This is a genomic window from Atlantibacter sp. MEI4A-1023, assembly GCF_056155425.1.
On the sequence record NZ_CM149568.1, the window covers coordinates 2,709,647 to 2,726,329 of the forward strand.

Annotated in this window: 17 protein-coding genes; 8 read left to right on the forward strand and 9 right to left on the reverse strand. The window is 53.4% G+C overall.

The annotated features are described in order from the left end of the window. Positions 1-3 precede the first annotated feature (3 nt). Positions 4-1,077: a lytic murein transglycosylase gene (locus ACVV26_RS13060; protein ID WP_474797467.1), complete on the reverse strand. Its 1,074-nt coding sequence runs from the start codon at positions 1,075-1,077 to the stop codon at positions 4-6. A 75-nt stretch (positions 1,078-1,152) separates the two neighbouring features. Further along, complete coding sequence (locus ACVV26_RS13065) at positions 1,153-1,428, reverse strand: YcgL domain-containing protein (protein WP_474797469.1); 276 nt, start codon at positions 1,426-1,428, stop codon at positions 1,153-1,155. Positions 1,429-1,553: 125 nt separating this feature from the next. Between ACVV26_RS13065 and minC the strand changes: the two genes are divergently transcribed. From minC to minE, 3 genes are read left to right on the forward strand one after another with little or no spacing between them, the layout of a single operon-like run. Then, positions 1,554-2,246, forward strand: coding sequence for a septum site-determining protein MinC (gene minC / locus ACVV26_RS13070; protein WP_312985149.1), 693 nt, complete (start codon positions 1,554-1,556; stop codon positions 2,244-2,246). Positions 2,247-2,270: 24 nt separating this feature from the next. Continuing rightward, positions 2,271-3,083, forward strand: coding sequence for a septum site-determining protein MinD (gene minD, locus ACVV26_RS13075; RefSeq protein ID WP_474797471.1), 813 nt, complete (start codon positions 2,271-2,273; stop codon positions 3,081-3,083). Positions 3,084-3,086: 3 nt separating this feature from the next. Then, a complete protein-coding gene (minE, locus tag ACVV26_RS13080; RefSeq protein WP_002462836.1) occupies positions 3,087-3,353 on the forward strand; it encodes a cell division topological specificity factor MinE in 267 nt (88 codons plus the stop codon). 104 nt (positions 3,354-3,457) lie between these two features. Here minE and rnd read toward each other — a convergent pair whose 3' ends face one another. From rnd to yoaA, 5 genes are all read right to left on the reverse strand, one after another. Beyond that, a complete protein-coding gene (rnd, locus tag ACVV26_RS13085) occupies positions 3,458-4,567 on the reverse strand; it encodes a ribonuclease D (RefSeq protein ID WP_474801845.1) in 1,110 nt (369 codons plus the stop codon). A gap of 80 nt (positions 4,568-4,647) precedes the next feature. Then, the gene (gene fadD / locus ACVV26_RS13090) at positions 4,648-6,333 is read right to left on the reverse strand and encodes a long-chain-fatty-acid--CoA ligase FadD (RefSeq protein ID WP_312985113.1); all 1,686 of its coding nucleotides are present in this window, start codon (positions 6,331-6,333) and stop codon (positions 4,648-4,650) included. 204 nt (positions 6,334-6,537) lie between these two features. After that, on the reverse strand, positions 6,538-7,116 hold the full coding sequence (locus ACVV26_RS13095) for a Slp family lipoprotein (RefSeq protein WP_474797473.1): 579 nt from the start codon (positions 7,114-7,116) through the stop codon (positions 6,538-6,540). 35 nt (positions 7,117-7,151) lie between these two features. Continuing rightward, positions 7,152-7,847 (reverse strand): tRNA (adenosine(37)-N6)-threonylcarbamoyltransferase complex dimerization subunit type 1 TsaB, encoded by a 696-nt coding sequence (gene tsaB, locus ACVV26_RS13100; protein ID WP_474797475.1) that lies wholly within the window; start codon positions 7,845-7,847, stop codon positions 7,152-7,154. Positions 7,848-7,916: 69 nt separating this feature from the next. Next, a complete protein-coding gene (gene yoaA / locus ACVV26_RS13105) occupies positions 7,917-9,827 on the reverse strand; it encodes a DNA repair helicase YoaA (protein ID WP_474801846.1) in 1,911 nt (636 codons plus the stop codon). A gap of 154 nt (positions 9,828-9,981) precedes the next feature. Here yoaA and ACVV26_RS13110 point away from each other — a divergent pair, with 154 nt between their 5' ends. Continuing rightward, positions 9,982-10,326 carry a RidA family protein gene (locus tag ACVV26_RS13110; protein WP_474797477.1) on the forward strand — a complete coding sequence of 115 codons (345 nt, stop codon included), beginning with the start codon at positions 9,982-9,984 and terminating at the stop codon, positions 10,324-10,326. A 70-nt stretch (positions 10,327-10,396) separates the two neighbouring features. Here ACVV26_RS13110 and ACVV26_RS13115 read toward each other — a convergent pair whose 3' ends face one another. Further along, complete coding sequence (locus ACVV26_RS13115) at positions 10,397-12,127, reverse strand: hypothetical protein (protein WP_474797479.1); 1,731 nt, start codon at positions 12,125-12,127, stop codon at positions 10,397-10,399. Positions 12,128-12,514: 387 nt separating this feature from the next. Here ACVV26_RS13115 and ACVV26_RS13120 point away from each other — a divergent pair, with 387 nt between their 5' ends. Then, positions 12,515-12,733 (forward strand): hypothetical protein, encoded by a 219-nt coding sequence (locus ACVV26_RS13120; protein ID WP_474797481.1) that lies wholly within the window; start codon positions 12,515-12,517, stop codon positions 12,731-12,733. Positions 12,734-12,790: 57 nt separating this feature from the next. On the opposite strand, the gene ACVV26_RS13125 is transcribed toward ACVV26_RS13120, so the two are convergent. Continuing rightward, positions 12,791-12,970, reverse strand: a complete 180-nt coding sequence (locus tag ACVV26_RS13125) for a YoaH family protein (protein WP_474797483.1) — start codon at positions 12,968-12,970, stop codon at positions 12,791-12,793. A 96-nt stretch (positions 12,971-13,066) separates the two neighbouring features. On the opposite strand from ACVV26_RS13125, the gene pabB reads away from it, so the two are divergent. The 3 genes from pabB to sdaA all read left to right on the forward strand — a co-directional run bounded on the left by pabB (position 13,067) and on the right by sdaA (position 16,564). Next, complete coding sequence (pabB, locus tag ACVV26_RS13130) at positions 13,067-14,431, forward strand: aminodeoxychorismate synthase component 1 (protein WP_474797485.1); 1,365 nt, start codon at positions 13,067-13,069, stop codon at positions 14,429-14,431. Positions 14,432-14,440: 9 nt separating this feature from the next. Next, the gene (locus ACVV26_RS13135) at positions 14,441-15,019 is read left to right on the forward strand and encodes a CoA pyrophosphatase (RefSeq protein ID WP_474797487.1); all 579 of its coding nucleotides are present in this window, start codon (positions 14,441-14,443) and stop codon (positions 15,017-15,019) included. 180 nt (positions 15,020-15,199) lie between these two features. After that, positions 15,200-16,564, forward strand: a complete 1,365-nt coding sequence (gene sdaA, locus ACVV26_RS13140; RefSeq protein WP_474797489.1) for an L-serine ammonia-lyase — start codon at positions 15,200-15,202, stop codon at positions 16,562-16,564. Positions 16,565-16,683: the final 119 nt, after the last annotated feature.

A 16,683-nucleotide genomic window follows, 5' to 3' on the forward strand; every position in this document is an offset into this window, starting at 1 on the left:
TGATTATTTTTGGGCCGGTGCGTTGTCGTCATTGCGCATGATTGCATCGGCCATCATGCCAATACTGATAGCAAAATAGTAAGAACGATTCCATGTCATCAGCGTGCGGAAATTTTGAAACGCCATGAAACCGCGCTTTTGTCCATCATCAGGGATGACGATCCAGGCGTTTTGCTGCGGATCGGGCTGGCGGCTATTCTGCGGGAAGAGGACGCCGATAGCTTGCCACTGGGCAACCGTTTTACGCTGCGCGGTTTTGGTCCCGGCTAATGCGGTATCGAAATCAGCGGGCAACTTCACTTCCCGGCCCCACTCCCCACCGCGCTTCCAGCCTTCACTTGCCAGATAGTTGGCGCTGGAGGCAAACACATCGTCAATGTTATTCCAGATATCCATTTTGCCGTCGCCGTCACCATCCGCGCCGTAGCGTAAATAGGAGCTGGGCATAAACTGGTTTTGCCCCATCGCGCCTGCCCAAGAGCCTTTCATCTGACTGGCTTCGATATGGCCTTCATCCACCATCTTCAGCGCCGCAATCAATTCCTTAGTAAAGAAGGCTTCACGGCGTCCTTCGAAGGCCAGGCTCGCCAGCGCCGAAAAAATGTCTTCATCGCCCTGCACTTTGCCAAAACGGCTCTCCAGCGCCCACAGGGCCACCAGGTATTGCGGCTGAATGCCGTAGCGCTGCTCGGTGCGGCTCAGGATCTGCTGATGGTTACGCATCTGGGTTCGCGCTTCAGCAACTTTTTCAGGGGTAATCACGCGATTAAGGTAATCATCCAGCAGCACCTTTTGTTCGGGCTGGTTTTGATCGGATTTAACCACATGCTCGACAAAATGCATCGTGGCGAACGCCTGGTTAATGGTGGATTCACGAATGCCTTGCTGGCGTGCCTCGCGTTTAAGTTTCTCGACAAATTCGCTAAAGCCGTCGGGCTGGGTAGATTCCGGAGCCTGTTGGGCGGCGGCGGTGGGTGTCGAGGTAGCAGGAGCGGGATCGGGCAACTGCGGGGTGGCGTGGAGATAACCCGCGAAAAGACAACTAAAAAGTGTTAATGCACTGGCGGCAGATTTCATAGGATTTCCCGGCTCATTGATCACAGGTTATCGTGCTTAATGTAGCCAGGAAATCATTGGCGCGTGTTGCGAAACTTATTTTTTGCTTTGCAATTCACGGTGCTGCTTTAACAAATCCTCCGGCGGCGGCGGAATTTGCAAATAATAGCCTTGTTCGGTTAATGCCTTTTTGACCTTTTCCAGATCGGCGAAGGCTAATTTCTTTCTTCCGTCGAGGGGAAATAACATTGCCAGCGCCGGTTGACCGAAGCCTTGCAGCAATTCTTCCGGTACGCGTGAAAAATCGTCCTTTTTTTCTACATAAAGATAAGTTTGGTCGCGTCGGGTACTTCGATAGATAGCACAAAACATATTTTTACTCTGATTTCGCCGGATGGTGACTTGCCTGAATATAGCCGGGACTATAACATGCCTTGAGGGTTTCGGAATATCATCCCACCGTTGTGGGGATTATAACTGAATTGAGTAAGGCCAGGATGTCAAACACGCCCATTGAGCTTAAAGGCAGTAGTTTCACGTTATCAGTGGTTCATTTGCATGATGCGCACCCTGAGGTGATTCGCAAAGCGCTGGAAGATAAAATTGCTCAGGCACCGGCCTTTTTAAAAAACGCGCCCGTGGTGGTCAATATTTCTAATCTGGAAGGCAAGGTTAACTGGCAGGCATTACATGATGTCGTGCTGGCGAGCGGCCTTCACCTGGTCGGCATTAGCGGCTGTAAGGATGACGCGCTCAAGGCTGAAATCAGCCGGGCCGGCATTGCGCTGCTGACCGAAGGCAAAGACAAACCTGCTCGTCCCGTTACGCCCCCCGCTCCCGAACCTGTTGCGACGCCCATCACAAAAACACGCTTAATCGATCTGCCTGTGCGTTCCGGGCAGCGAGTTTATGCGCCAAATTGTGATTTGATAGTCACTAACCACGTGAGCGCTGGCGCGGAGCTTATCGCTGATGGCAATATCCACGTTTACGGCATGATGCGCGGACGCGCGTTAGCCGGTGCCAGCGGCGATCGGGATGCGCAAATATTTTGCATGAACCTTGCGGCGGAGCTGGTCTCCATTGCGGGGGTTTACTGGCTGAGCGATCAGATCCCAGCCACTTTTTCTGGCAAGGCGGCACGTCTGCAACTCGCAGAAAACGACTTGACCATTCAACCATTAAATTAAGCCCTTTTAACAAGGAATTCCTTTATGGCACGCATTATTGTTGTTACTTCGGGTAAAGGGGGCGTTGGGAAGACCACCTCCAGCGCGGCCATCGCTACGGGTTTGGCCCAGAAGGGAAGAAAAACCGTTGTTATCGATTTCGATATCGGCCTGCGTAACCTTGACCTGATCATGGGGTGTGAACGTCGTGTCGTATACGATTTTGTTAACGTCATCCAGGGCGATGCCACGCTGAACCAGGCGCTGATTAAAGATAAGCGTACCGAGAATCTCTATATTCTCCCCGCCTCGCAGACCCGCGATAAAGACGCGCTGACCCGCGACGGCGTAGGTAAGATCCTCGATGAGCTGAAAAACATGGACTTTGAGTTTGTGGTTTGTGACTCCCCGGCCGGCATCGAAAGCGGCGCGCTGATGGCGCTCTATTTCGCCGACGAAGCGGTGATCACCACGAACCCGGAAGTCTCCTCGGTGCGCGACTCAGACCGCATCCTGGGCATTCTGGCGTCCAAATCCCGCCGTGCCGAAAACGGCGAAGCGCCGATCAAAGAGCATTTACTGCTTACCCGTTACAATCCAGGCCGCGTCAGCCGTGGCGACATGCTGAGCATGGAAGATGTGTTAGAAATTCTGCGTATTCCGCTGGTAGGCGTGATCCCGGAAGATCAGTCAGTGCTTCGCGCGTCCAACCAGGGCGAGCCGGTGATCCTCGATCAGGAATCCGACGCGGGTAAAGCGTATGCCGACACGATTGAGCGTCTGCTTGGAGAAGAACGTCCTTTCCGCTTCATTGAAGAAGAGAAGAAAGGTTTCCTCAAACGCCTGTTCGGAGGATGATTTATGGCATTACTCGACTTTTTTCTTTCGCGTAAAAAGAATACCGCCAGTATCGCGAAAGAACGTTTACAGATCATTGTCGCGGAGCGTCGCCGCAGTGATTCAGAACCGCATTATTTGCCGCAGCTCAAGCGCGATATTCTTGAAGTGATTTGCAAATATGTGCAGATCGATCCAGAAATGGTGACGGTGCAACTGGATCAAAAAGGTGACGATATTTCGGTACTGGAACTTAACGTGACGCTACCGGAAGCGGAAGAATCGAAATAACGTTTGAGAGATCTCCTATTCCCTTTATAAATAGCGGTCGCTTTTATTTTTTGACTGATCATTAGTTATAAAAAAAACCCTGTGAATATACACAGGGTTTTTTGTTAATAGTTGCTTAATAAGGGAGTAAGCTGCTCACGTAATAATTCCCCGCGCCAGCCGCTTATTAATTCTGGTGGCGTCGTTCGTGGTTTAAGCTGCCAGTGCCAGTTTAACAACTGATTAATTTGGCGGCGCGAAGCAAGTAATTCTGCACTCACCCCTTTTGCCTCGCTGGTTGCCTGTACCAGCGCTTTGATCTCTTTAAACACTTTACGGTAACCGGGCATATCCACCAGATTAGCGATTGGCTCCGGGAATTCCGATTCCGGTAGCGACTGCGCCTGGGCGACCAGCGCTAATAACGTTTTGCCATGAAAGCGAATTTCACTGCCCGACAACCCCAGGCTGTCGAGTTCACCCAGCGAGGTCGGCATATAGCGGGCAACCTGCCAGAGGTGCTCTTCGCGCACGACAAAGTTCAGCGCCAGATCGCGCTCCCGCGCCTTTTTCAGCCGCCATGCTGCCAGCAGTTTTAAACACGCCAACTGACGGGCGCGTAGTTGCCAGGCGTTACCGATGTCGCGCCAGACGTCTTCCGGATCCGCCTGTTCACTGCGACGCGCCATCATCAGGCGGCACTCATCCAGCGCAGCTTCCAGCCAGCCTGATTCGCGGGTTTTCTCTACCAGCTGTTTAGCGATAGGTAATAAGTACCACACGTCCGCCGCCGCGTAATCGCACTGGCGCTCCGTCAGCGGGCGCGCCAGCCAGTCGGTCCGGGATTCACTTTTATCCAGCGCGATACCGGTAAAGCTTTCCACCAGCGCCGCAAACCCGCACGACAGCGCGTGGCCTGAAAATGACGCCAGAATCTGGGTATCAATAAACGGGTCCGGCATCATGCCGAAGGCATTCAGGAACACTTCCAGATCTTCGCTGCCGGCATGGAGGAATTTAGTGACGTTGACGTCCTGCAACAGCGCTTTAAACGGCGACCACTCGGTGATGGTCAGCGGATCAATCAGCGAGACCTGCTCACCGTCATACAGCTGGATAAGCCCCAGTTGCGGGTAATAGGTGCGGGTGCGAACGAATTCGGTGTCCAGCGCCAGCGCCGGGTGGCGACGCGCCGCTTCGCAGCAGGCGGCAAGCGCATCGTTGGTGGTGATCATCTGATAATTCAAATTACTTTCTCTTTGGTTTGCGCCAAAAAAAACGCCGGTTAACCGGCGTTTGGCGACTTTCTCGGAGCTCAGGCGTTATTGTTGCCTGGCTTGCGTGCTTCGTCACGCAGTTCTCGTCGTAAAATTTTCCCAACGTTGGATTTCGGGAGCTCATCGCGGAATTCTACCAGTTTAGGCACTTTGTAACCGGTCAAATGACGACGGCAGAAGGTGATCAGCGACTCTTCGTTCAGCGCCGGGTCTTTCTTCACCACAAAGATTTTCACGGTTTCGCCGCTGGCCCCGGACGGTACGCCCACCGCCGCCACTTCGCTGACGCCGTTATGTTGCATGACCACGTCTTCGATTTCATTAGGATAAACGTTAAAACCTGACACCAGGATCATATCTTTTTTACGGTCCACGATGCGCAGAAAACCTTCATCGTCCATTACCGCGATATCACCAGTCGCCAGCCAGCCGTCTTTGATGATTTCATCGGTGGCGTCCGGGCGCTGCCAGTAACCTAACATCACCTGCGGCCCGCGAATGCACAGCTCACCCGGTTCGCCGTGGGCCACTTCATTGCCCTCGTCATCGACAAGCTTCGCTTCGGTGGACGGCACCGGCAGGCCGATGCTGCCGCTGTGGTAGTCGATATCATGCGGGTTAACGCTCACCAGCGGCGAACACTCGGTCAGGCCGTAGCCTTCCAGCAAAAATTGCCCGGTGAGTTTTTCCCAGCGCTCCGCCACTGCCTGTTGTACCGGCATCCCGCCGCCCGCAGAGAGATGGAGCGTAGAAAAATCAAGCTGATGGAATTCTTTGTTGTTCAGCAGCGCGTTGAACAGCGTGTTTACGCCAGTCATGGCGGTGAACGGATATTTCGCCATCTCTTTTACCAGCCCCGGAATATCGCGCGGGTTGGTGATCAGCAGGTTCTGGCCGCCGAGTTCGATAAACAGCAGGCAATTCATGGTGAGCGCGAAGATGTGGTACAGCGGCAGCGGCGTGATCACAAACTCTTTGCCCTGGAACAACAGCGGCCCGTAGGTGGCTTTCACCTGCTCAAGGTTGGCGAGCATATTGCGGTGGGTCAGCATCGCACCCTTGGCGACGCCGGTCGTACCGCCGGTGTATTGCAGGAAAGCGAGATCGCTGCCTGTCACTTCCGGTTTGATATACTGCATGCGGTAGCCATGATGCAACGCGCTGCGAAACGAGATCGCATCCGGCAGATGGTATTTCGGCACCAGACGTTTGATGTACTTCACGACAAAGTTCACCAGGGTGCCCTTTGCGGTGGAAAGCTGGTCGCCCATGCGGGTCAGGATCACGTGCCTGACCTGGGTACGGTCGACGACTTTTTCCAGCGTGTGGGCGAAGTTGGAGACGATCACAATCGCGCTGGCGCCACTGTCATTTAGCTGGTGTTCCAGTTCGCGCGGGGTATACAGCGGGTTAACGTTTACCACGATCATGCCGGCACGCAAAATACCAAACAGCGCCACCGGATATTGCAGCAGGTTCGGCATCATCAGCGCGACGCGATCGCCCTTCTGCAATCCCAGCCCTTCCTGAAGATAGGCGGCGAAAGCGCGGCTGCGCTCTTCCAGCTTACGGAAGGTCATCACCTCGCCCATATTGATAAATGCGGGCTGATCGGCGTAACGCGTTACGGCCTGTTCAAACAGTTCCACCAGGGATTGATAACGATCGGGGTTAATTTCAGCCGGAACATCGGCCGGATAACGGTTAAGCCAAACCTTCTTCAATGCATCACCTCTGAAAGTAGTATTCGTCGTCATCGCAGCCCCAATAAAGAAAACATGTCGTTAACATAATATTAACTCAGCGTACCAGTTTATTAATTAGGCTGATTTAAGGATGCGAAGCGCGTCACTATTTATTTTTCTTATGTCCTGAAAACGAACAGACAGCGGACCTGCCGCTGTCTGTTATTGCCGTAAAACAAAGGCTTACTCGGTTACAATGGTCTGAACCTGAGCCGGGCCGGGATTATACCAGCCCCAGGGACCATATCCATAGCGCCACGGGTACGGGCCAAACCAGGGGTCGATAGGCTGTGGCGGCATTATTACTTGCTGGGTGATATGCCAGCGCTTATAGCCCGTCACATCCATGGTCATAAATTTATAAGGCGTTGCGCCAACTTTGCCGTCCACCGCGCCAGTAATCGGCCCCAGTACCGTTACCAGTTGCCCCCGGAAGTCTACCGGGTCGAGGAAACCATTCACATCGGCATAGATGCGCCCGCGTGACGGCTCGCCCAGTACCGGCCTCGCGCCACTGTCGAGCGGCACGGTGGCGATTTCCAGCCGGGTTTTGCCCTGCTGGTTCTGGATACTGACTACTTTGCCGCCGAAACGCGCTTCCTGACCGACGTACAGGCGCGGCGCGTCCATCACGGCGGCCAGGTCCTGCTGGGGCATCTCGCTGGAGCCTTTGATGGCGTCAGGAATGGTGACGCACCCGGAAAGCGCCAGCGCACCTACCGCCACCAGCCATACGCGAAACATCGTTTTTTGCATCGCCATTTTGACTCCTTAACCCGACGCGCCGCGCCAGGCGATTACGCTCTGCCTGGTAGTTTTTTCCAGGCGACTTCGTTGCGCAGATAAACCGGTTCGGCCTGTTCGACCGATACCGTTTTCTGTTGTTCAAAAGCCTGTGCCGCCAGCGGCAGCATATCTTCCGCGGCGGGCAGTTGAATGCCGCCGTCCACCAGGGTGACGCTGCTGCCATTAGCCATTTCCGGCCAGGCCTGCCAGCCGGTGCCGACGGTCGCCCATTCTCCGCTTAATGCCATCAACCGGGCGTTAACTGCTTTCGGTTTTAATACCGCTTCGCTCGCTTCGCCGTGCCAGACGCCCTGCTCATCGCGCTGGTATTCTGCCCAGTAGACTTCGCCCATGCGCGCGTCAATGGCTGCCAGCACGCGGGTCGCGCCGGTTTTGCGGTACGCGCCCTGCGCCATAGTGGCAAGGGTAGAAACGCCTATCATCGGCAGTTCCGCGCCCAGCGCCAGGCCCTGGGCGATACCAATACCGATGCGCACACCGGTAAAACTACCCGGCCCGCGACCAAATGCCAGCGCGTCAATCTGAGACAAAGAAACGCCGCACTGGTTCAGAAGTGACTGAACCAGCGGCAAAATTCGTTGGGTGTGCTCACGTTGGCACAGCTCGAAGTGAGCATGGGTGGTGTCGTTATCCTGTAGCGCTACGGAACAGGCTTCGGTGGCGGTGTCTATGGCCAGAATTCGCATATCTTTTCGCACTCTCGCGAGGTGGGGTCATTTAAAAATGGCGCGCATCTTAACATAGTCTGGCACAAATTACTCTGTGACAGGGGCAGCGAGAAACGCGGCAGCGCGGGTAATATCCCGGGTGCGCGGCGCAGGCGGCAGGCTCGCCAGGAACACCGCGCCGTACGGGCGCATCACCAGACGGTTATCGCAAATCACCAGTACGCCGCGATCGTCCACGTCGCGGATCAAGCGCCCGACGCCCTGCTTCAGGGTAATGACCGCATCCGGCAGTTGAACTTCGTCAAACGGATCGCCGCCGCGCAGGCGGCAGTCTTCCATCCGCGCTTTCAGCAGCGGATCGTCCGGCGAGGTAAAGGGCAGTTTATCGATGATCACCAGTGACAGCGTGTCGCCACGCACGTCCACCCCTTCCCAGAAGCTACTGGTGGCGACCAGTAAGGCGTTGCCCGCTTCGACAAACTGTTGCAATAACTGGCCCTTGCTGGTTTCACCCTGCAATAACACTGGCAGCGTCAGCATGGCGCGGAACTGCTCCGCCAGATCGCGCATCATGGCGTGGGAGGTGCAGAGCATAAAGCAGCGCCCGTTGTTGGCTTCGATCATCGGTTTAAGCATCCGCGCCAGATGCCGCGCCGCGCCGGGCTGGTTCGCCATCGGCAAGCCGCGTGGTACGCAAAGCAGCGCCTGTTTCTGGTAATCAAACGGGCTGGGCAGCAGCAGGGTTTCCGCCTCACCGATGCCTAACCGGTCGGTGAAATGGTGCAGATCGTCATTCACCGACAGCGTAGCGGAGGTAAAAACCCAGGTGCCGGATTTTTGCGCCATCACATCGGTAAATTTATCCGCCACGTTAAGCGGCGTCAGCGCCAGGGTGAAATGGCGTGAATTACATTCGTACCAGTAGCTGAAGCCCGGCGTGTTGATCTCTTTCAGCCGCTTCAGACGGGCGCGATACAGGGTGGCGCGTTCAAACGCCGCATCCAGCAGCGCCGAGCGCCCCAGCGACAGTTTCGCCACGTCGTAGCACAGCTCCAGCGCGTCATCGAGCAGCACCAGCGCCCGCTGGATAGCGGGGTCCGCCAGCAGCTCGCGCAGATTACCGCGAAAGCCCGGTTCGCCCAGTTGCAGGCGAAAATCCTGGGCGCTCTGGGCCAGCCGGTCAGCGCATTTTTGTAACTGCTGGGTGTCTTTGACTTCAGTGCGATAGGCGATGGTAATGTCTTTCGCCAGATCCTGAAGCTGGCGGCTGGAAAGGGACTGGCCAAAATACTGGCTGGCGATATCCGGGATTTGGTGCGCTTCATCGAAAATGGTGACGTCCACTTCCGGGATCAGCTCGGCGAACCCGCTCTCTTTCACCACCATATCCGCCATAAACAGATGGTGGTTCACCACCACCACGTCGGCTTCCATGGCGTTTTTACGCGCTTTCACCACAAAGCAGTCTTTATACAGCGGGCAGTCGGCCCCGAGGCAATTATCGTTGGTGCTGGTAACCAGCGGCCAGACCGGGGCGTCTTCCGCTACGCTGGCGCAGGTGCTGATGTCGCCGTCAAAGGTTTGGTTGGCCCAGCTACGCAGCAGGATCACATCGCTCAGGGTCTGGACCGGCAGATCGCCCCCGGCGAGCGCCTGTTGTTCGAGGCGCTCAAGGCACAAATAGTTTGAACGCCCTTTAAGCAGCGCCAGCCTGCCTTTGTATTCCAGAGCGCGGGCAACGGTGGGCAAATCGCGGCTGTAGAGCTGATCCTGAAGGGCCTTTGACCCCGTGGAGATAATGACTTTCTTTCCAGAGCGCAAGGCGGGCGCAAGATAGGCATAGGTTTTTCCGGTGCCGGTTCCGGCTTCAACCACCAGCGGGGTTTGCGTGTCTATCGCTTTCGCCACGGCCTGGGCCATCAGGCGTTGCGGTTCACGCGGTTTAAAGCCGGGTATCGCTTTCGCCAGTTGCCCTTCTGTCGCGAAATCGTCGGTCACATTTTCTTCAGCCACACTGATGTCCGTCACACTACCCCCTGGATAAATTGCCAGTGATTATGTCAGGGGCGCGAGCCTTTCGCCAGCCAAAGAGATGACGCGGCGCTCACGATATGGCAGTCTGGCACTCTTTGAAAACCATAAGGACATAATCATGACAATCCTTCGCATCAACCCGGAAGCCCGCTGGTCAGACGCCGTGATTTATAATCAAACCCTCTACTACACCGGCGTGCCGGAAAATACCGATGCCGATGCGCGCGCGCAGACTGCCGATATTCTGGCGCAAATCGATGAAATGTTGCAGGCCCAGGGCAGTGACAAAACCCGCATTCTCGACGCGACCATTTTCCTGGCGGACCGCGCCGATTTTGCCCAGATGAATGACGCCTGGGACGCTTGGGTGGCTGCGGGACATGCACCGGTGCGCTGCACCGTGGAGGCGAAGCTGATGAAGCCGCAATACAAGGTGGAAATTAAGATTATTGCGGCGGTGTGACGCGACAAGTTTATAGCGAGTCAACGCGTACTCGCTATAAACGCAGGGAGAATCGACTTATTGGTGAAGGTCAAAAGCATTTCCAGCCCGCGCCGTCAAAGTTTACGGATGTCACTGTCTGCGGTATTTGCAAAACGTCGATCTTGCCGTCTGGATTGATACGCGCGACGTATCTGTTTTGCAAGGCGGCAGAATTATAACAGCTGATTATTTTAGCCCGCTGTGGCGCACACCATAACGGAATGTGCCCAAAACCTCGAGACATGTCGACTGCTCCATCTATCCAGGCATCGCCTCCGATCCTGTTGATCGAACTTTCACCGGACAGGGGTTCACTCACTCTGGTATTAAATACGTTGCCAATTTTTATTTTTTTTGGATCTGCAATATGACGAAACGTTAATTTATCACCGTTTGATATCAGGTAATTTACGTTAAGCGTTGTCATAACTTCAGATTGAGTGTGCTTCTTTAAAAGGCAGTAATTATTGGTTCTGTCAGCAACAATCCGAATGCCGAACGTTATTTGATCGATTTCACCTTGATTCTGGCAAATCACGATCCCATTATCGATTTCCGGATCGACAGTTAATAACTCACTGACATAATTTATGTCATTAACAACCACAGCACTTATCTTTCCGCCGTCAATACAGAGAACGGAATTTTCTTCACCATTATAATAATATGATGAGGCATCAATACGCCTGGAAATTTCCGCCTGAATTAATGAGAATTTATTTACTGCGCCAGAAAATAAATAAAAATCGAAACCAGGAGCTATGAGGGTTGAAGAATGCACCCTTGTAATGGTGATGTTATCTATACCACATGCGTCAGAAGCAGACCAGTAATCCCCCATTCTTACAATATTTTTTTGAAAGTTTCCCTCGATGCCGTTAACATTTATATCTTTAATACATTTCCCATCAGAAAAATAAAAGCCTGCTCCAACGTAACTCCCCCCGTCCTGATTCGGCATGCTGCGCAGATTCTCAATTACCACGCTATCTATATCTCTGCCTTCCTGGGGGTTAAAAATCATCATACCCTGGACCGTTGCTCTGGATGTTGAAATTCCAATCATATCATCGTTAGTGTAACCCTGCAGATTGCTGACCTGCACATGACGGGTTCCTACACCCGTTATGCCATCTCCGTTTAAGCCCGTACCGTTCTGGGTCACGACTTCAATATTCGAAAACCGTGCCGTATCACAAAGGAAATGCGCAATTCCCCATCCCTCCGGATCGATGATTCTCACATTATCAATAATTAATGTTTCGAGCCTATCGAAAACCAGGCAAAAGCCAGGATAATTATCTGTATAATGATAAATATCGCCATACAACTTATCTTTAACCACACGGTCATAACGCCTGGTCTGTCCGCCTCGTTTATTACCGTCAAAGGTTGCATTTTTAATCGTGACTTTCCCGGAAATTTCATTACTCGTTTTTTGATTTTTTAACAGGTACTTCGAGGCACCATTTTGAAGTTTTATATGATTACTACAAAAATCTATTTCAACATCACCGTAAACTATCAGGCTATTTTTATCGACGTACATCACCCCATTAACATAAGGAACAATGACCCGTCCCGGCCTGCTCCCTTTTTGTAAAAGGGTGTTATTAAACGCAGTACCAATATCTTTTCCAGGGCCATACTCGCCGCCATATTCTCCAACTACCCATTCTGTTGGCGCTGTTTTTTTTAATTGGCTTAGCGTTGTGGGTATTGCTGCCCCCAGCATTCCGGCACCACCGAAAGCCAACAAGTTTCGTCTGGAAAAGTTCATGATCGTCCCTAAAGCCATAAATATAATAAATTAGCATACCACACACTACAAATTACCTTATCCCGATCCATTTTATAAAGTCCCAAAAAAAACCCGATTTATAAATTAAACTTATGATGAGAGAATTAATCATTATTTAATAGAATAATTACTACCTACAATATGCTTTGCGTACAGTCTATACATATCCACTCTGGTTTGATAAAAATAGCGATTATTACTTATAAATCATATAATTAAATAAAAAATTAATAAATACAAACAATAATCAAAACATAATGAAAAACACTTGTTATGTTACATTAAAAAGAACAACAATTAATCAAGGGTTACAAAAAATTCAGTCGCCTAATATTTTTTTCACAAAACTCAAAGGATGACATGTACATGTTGAATCTTTCTTCAGGAATTCAACAGTACTCAATTGAGTCTAAAGTAACTTTAAGAGCTGAGCTAATAAACAGTTACACTCTTAATACAGAGAGTATTAATCCACTTGATAAAGACGTTATTCATGTTGCCATAACTGTGATCAATGGCCATTTAACACAAGCTACGCTTGCGGCTCGAAGTGTTTGGCAAAAAGTGCAATGGATAAAATATTAACTAAACAGCGCATGTGCGCCATTTAGTTACAGGACCTGAAGTTTGAAGAGAATTTATTTACTCGTCTTCATCTTCAAAGCGGGCGACGATACGGTCGCCCTTATGGGTCGCGCGGATTTCTTGCGCCACCTGGGCGATAGCCTCACCGCTGCTTAACCCCTGCGCCATCAGTTCCTGAATCCGCTCGACCGCCTGTTGCTGCTGTTCATGGGTGAGTGAAGGTAATCCTGCAAACATGGTTGACTCCTGTTACATTGCTGGCGGTTATTATTTCACGTTGCTCTGATTGCGCCAACCACTGCGCGCAGGCAACCCGTGTTGATGAGTTTAGCGATGCAAACAATCCACTCCTCCGGCCTGAAAACCGTTACGCTGCCCTGGCAACCTGATGCGCTGTTAACCCATTTTGCCACTCTGCACCACCAGCCCTGGGCGATGCTGCTGCATTCCGGCTTTGCCGAACACGCCCACAACCGGTTTGATATCCTGGTGGCTGACCCGAAGATCACGCTGCAAACGACGGGAGCGTCAACCGTTATCCACACCGATGACAGCAGCAGGACTTCTGATAATTGCCCGTTAGCGCTGCTGAAATCGGCGCTGAAAACGCTGAATATCCAGCCCGTTAACGACCCCAACCTGCCCTTCCAGGGTGGCGCGGTGGGGCTGTTCGGCTACGATCTCGGACGACGTTTCGAAAAGCTGCCGGTGATAGCCGCGCAGGATGTGAGCGCGCCGGATATGGCGGTGGGTATTTATGACTGGGCGCTGATCGCCGATCACCATCGCCAGACCCTCACGTTGTTGAGCTGGGATGACGCCGAGGCGCGTCTTGCCTGGCTTGAGCAGCAGCCGGCCGCGGAATCAGCCCCGTTTGTGCGCACGTCAGACTGGTCCTCCAGTATGAGCCGCGAAGAATACGGCGCAAAATTCCGCCAGATTCAGGCGTATCTGCACAGCGGCGACTGTTACCAGGTCAATCTGGCGCAACGCTTTCAGGCTACCTACACGGGGGATGAATGGCAGGCGTTTTTGCAGTTGAACGCCGCTAACCGCGCGCCGTTCAGCGCCTTTTTGCGTCTGCCGGAGCAGGCGATTTTAAGTCTGTCCCCGGAGCGTTTTATTTTGCTGGAAGGCGACCAGATCCAGACGCGCCCCATCAAAGGCACGCTGCCGCGGCTGGCCGATCCCAGGCAGGATACCTTGCAGGCGCAAAAACTGGCCGCGTCGCCCAAAGACCGGGCGGAGAACCTGATGATTGTCGACCTGCTGCGTAACGATATCGGCCGCGTTGCGGTGCCGGGCAGCGTTAAGGTGCCAGAACTGTTCGTGGTGGAGCCTTTCCCGGCAGTGCATCATCTGGTGAGTACCATTACTGCGACCCTACCTGCCCATCTTCATGCTACCGATCTGCTGCGCGCCAGTTTCCCCGGCGGCTCGATTACCGGCGCACCCAAAGTGCGGGCGATGGAAATTATCGAAGAGCTGGAGCCGCAACGGCGTAACGCCTGGTGCGGCAGCATCGGCTACATCAGCGCGTGCGGCAATATGGACACCAGCATTACTATTCGCACCGTCACCGCGCAGGACGGCACGCTGTACTGTTCGGCTGGGGGCGGCATTGTGGCGGATAGTGAGGAAGCGGCGGAATATCAGGAAACTTTTGATAAAGTTAATCGTATCCTTAATCACCTTTAAAGGAGTCCCATGAGTAATCCGCCGATGACACTGGACAGTTTTTTAGCCCGTTTTCAGTTATTACGCCCGGAGATTAGCCGCCATTCGATAAATCAACGCCAGGCCGCCGTGCTGGTGCCGATTGTGCGCCGCCCGGTTCCCGGCTTGCTGCTCACCCAGCGCTCAACGCGGATGCGTAAACACGCCGGGCAGGTGGCGTTCCCCGGCGGCGCGCGCGATCCAGAAGACAGTTCGCTTATTGCCGCCGCGCTGCGCGAAGCCCAGGAAGAGGTGGCTATTCCTCCGGAATCGGTGGAAGTGATCGGCGTGCTGCCCACCGTGGACAGCGTCACCGGCTTCCAGGTCACGCCAGTCGTGGGGATTATCCCGCCGGACCTGCCCTATCACGCCAGCGAAGAGGAAGTCTCCGCGGTGTTTGAAATGCCGCTGGATGAAGCGCTGCGCCTGGGGCGTTATCATCCGCTGGATATCCATCGGCGCGGTAACGATCACCGCGTCTGGCTGTCCTGGTATGAACACTACTTTGTCTGGGGCATGACGGCGGGCATTATTCGTGAGCTGGCTCTGCAAATCGGTACGAAACCTTAACTATAATTTCAGCATAATCCCTGTTTTTTATGGGGTCTGGCGACACTTTATTAGTGAATATTGTCTGAGGCATTAGTTTTATTCATGTGAATAATTAACTGTGCCGAACAATAAACTCTTAAAATAAGCGTTGTTCTAACATCGTCACCCAAAAGGGTGCCCCTGGCAGGAGTTTTTACTGTGATTAGTATATTCGACATGTTTAAGGTGGGCATTGGTCCCTCCTCTTCCCATACCGTTGGACCGATGAAGGCAGGGAAGCAGTTCGTCGATGATCTGGTCGAAAAAGGATTACTGGAAAACGTGACCCGCGTAGCGGTTGACGTTTACGGCTCGCTTTCTCTTACCGGCAAAGGCCACCATACCGATATCGCGATCATTATGGGTCTGGCGGGTAATCTACCTGATACCGTTGATATTGATAGCATTCCGGCGTTTATCCGGGATGTCGAAACCCGCGAACGCCTGCTGCTGGCGCAGGGCCGCCATGAAGTGGATTTCCCGAAAGACAACGGCATGCGCTTTCAAAGCGATAACCTGCCGCTGCATGAAAACGCCATGCGCATCACTGCGTACCACGGCGACAAAGAGATCTACAGCAATACTTATTACTCCATCGGCGGCGGGTTTATCGTCGACGAAGCCCATTTCGGCAAAGACGCCAGCGGCGACGTTAACGTCCCGTATCCGTTTAAATCCGCCCAGTCGCTGCTGGATTACTGCAATGACACCGGTTTGTCTATCTCCGGTCTGGTGATGAAAAACGAGCTGGCGCTGCATACGAAGCAGGAAATCGAAGACTATTTCGGCAACGTCTGGTGCACCATGCAGGCCTGTATCGATCGCGGTATGAATACCGAAGGCGTGCTGCCTGGCCCGCTGCGCGTGCCGCGTCGCGCTTCCGCGCTGCGCAGAATGCTGGTGTCCAGCGATAAGAACAACAAAGATCCGATGACGGTTATCGACTGGGTCAATATGTTCGCGCTGGCGGTGAATGAAGAAAACGCCGCGGGTGGCCGCGTGGTGACCGCGCCGACCAACGGTGCCTGCGGTATCGTTCCGGCGGTGCTGGCCTACTACGACCACTTTATCGAACCGGTAACGCCGGATGTGTATATCCGCTACTTCCTGGCCTCTGGCGCGATTGGCGCGCTGTACAAAATGAACGCGTCAATTTCCGGCGCGGAAGTGGGTTGCCAGGGTGAAGTGGGTGTGGCTTGCTCCATGGCGGCCGCTGGCCTGGCTGAAATTCTCGGCGCCAGCCCGGAACAGGTTTGCGTGGCGGCGGAAATCGGCATGGAGCATAACCTCGGTTTGACCTGCGACCCGGTCGCCGGCCAGGTGCAGGTGCCGTGCATTGAGCGTAACGCCATCGCATCGGTTAAGGCGATCAACGCGTCACGCATGGCGATGCGCCGCACCAGCGCGCCGCGCGTTTCGCTGGATAAAGTCATCGAGACCATGTACGAAACCGGTAAAGACATGAACGCCAAATATCGCGAAACCTCGCGCGGCGGGCTGGCGATTAAAGTCCAGTGTAACTAAGTACCGAGCGCCGCATTCGCGGCGCTTTTTTTATCTGCCGCGGTTTCGTCATAAATAATCCCCACTACACTTTCAATGTTCACTTCTCCACCCTGAGGAGAGGTCTTGAGAGGCTACGG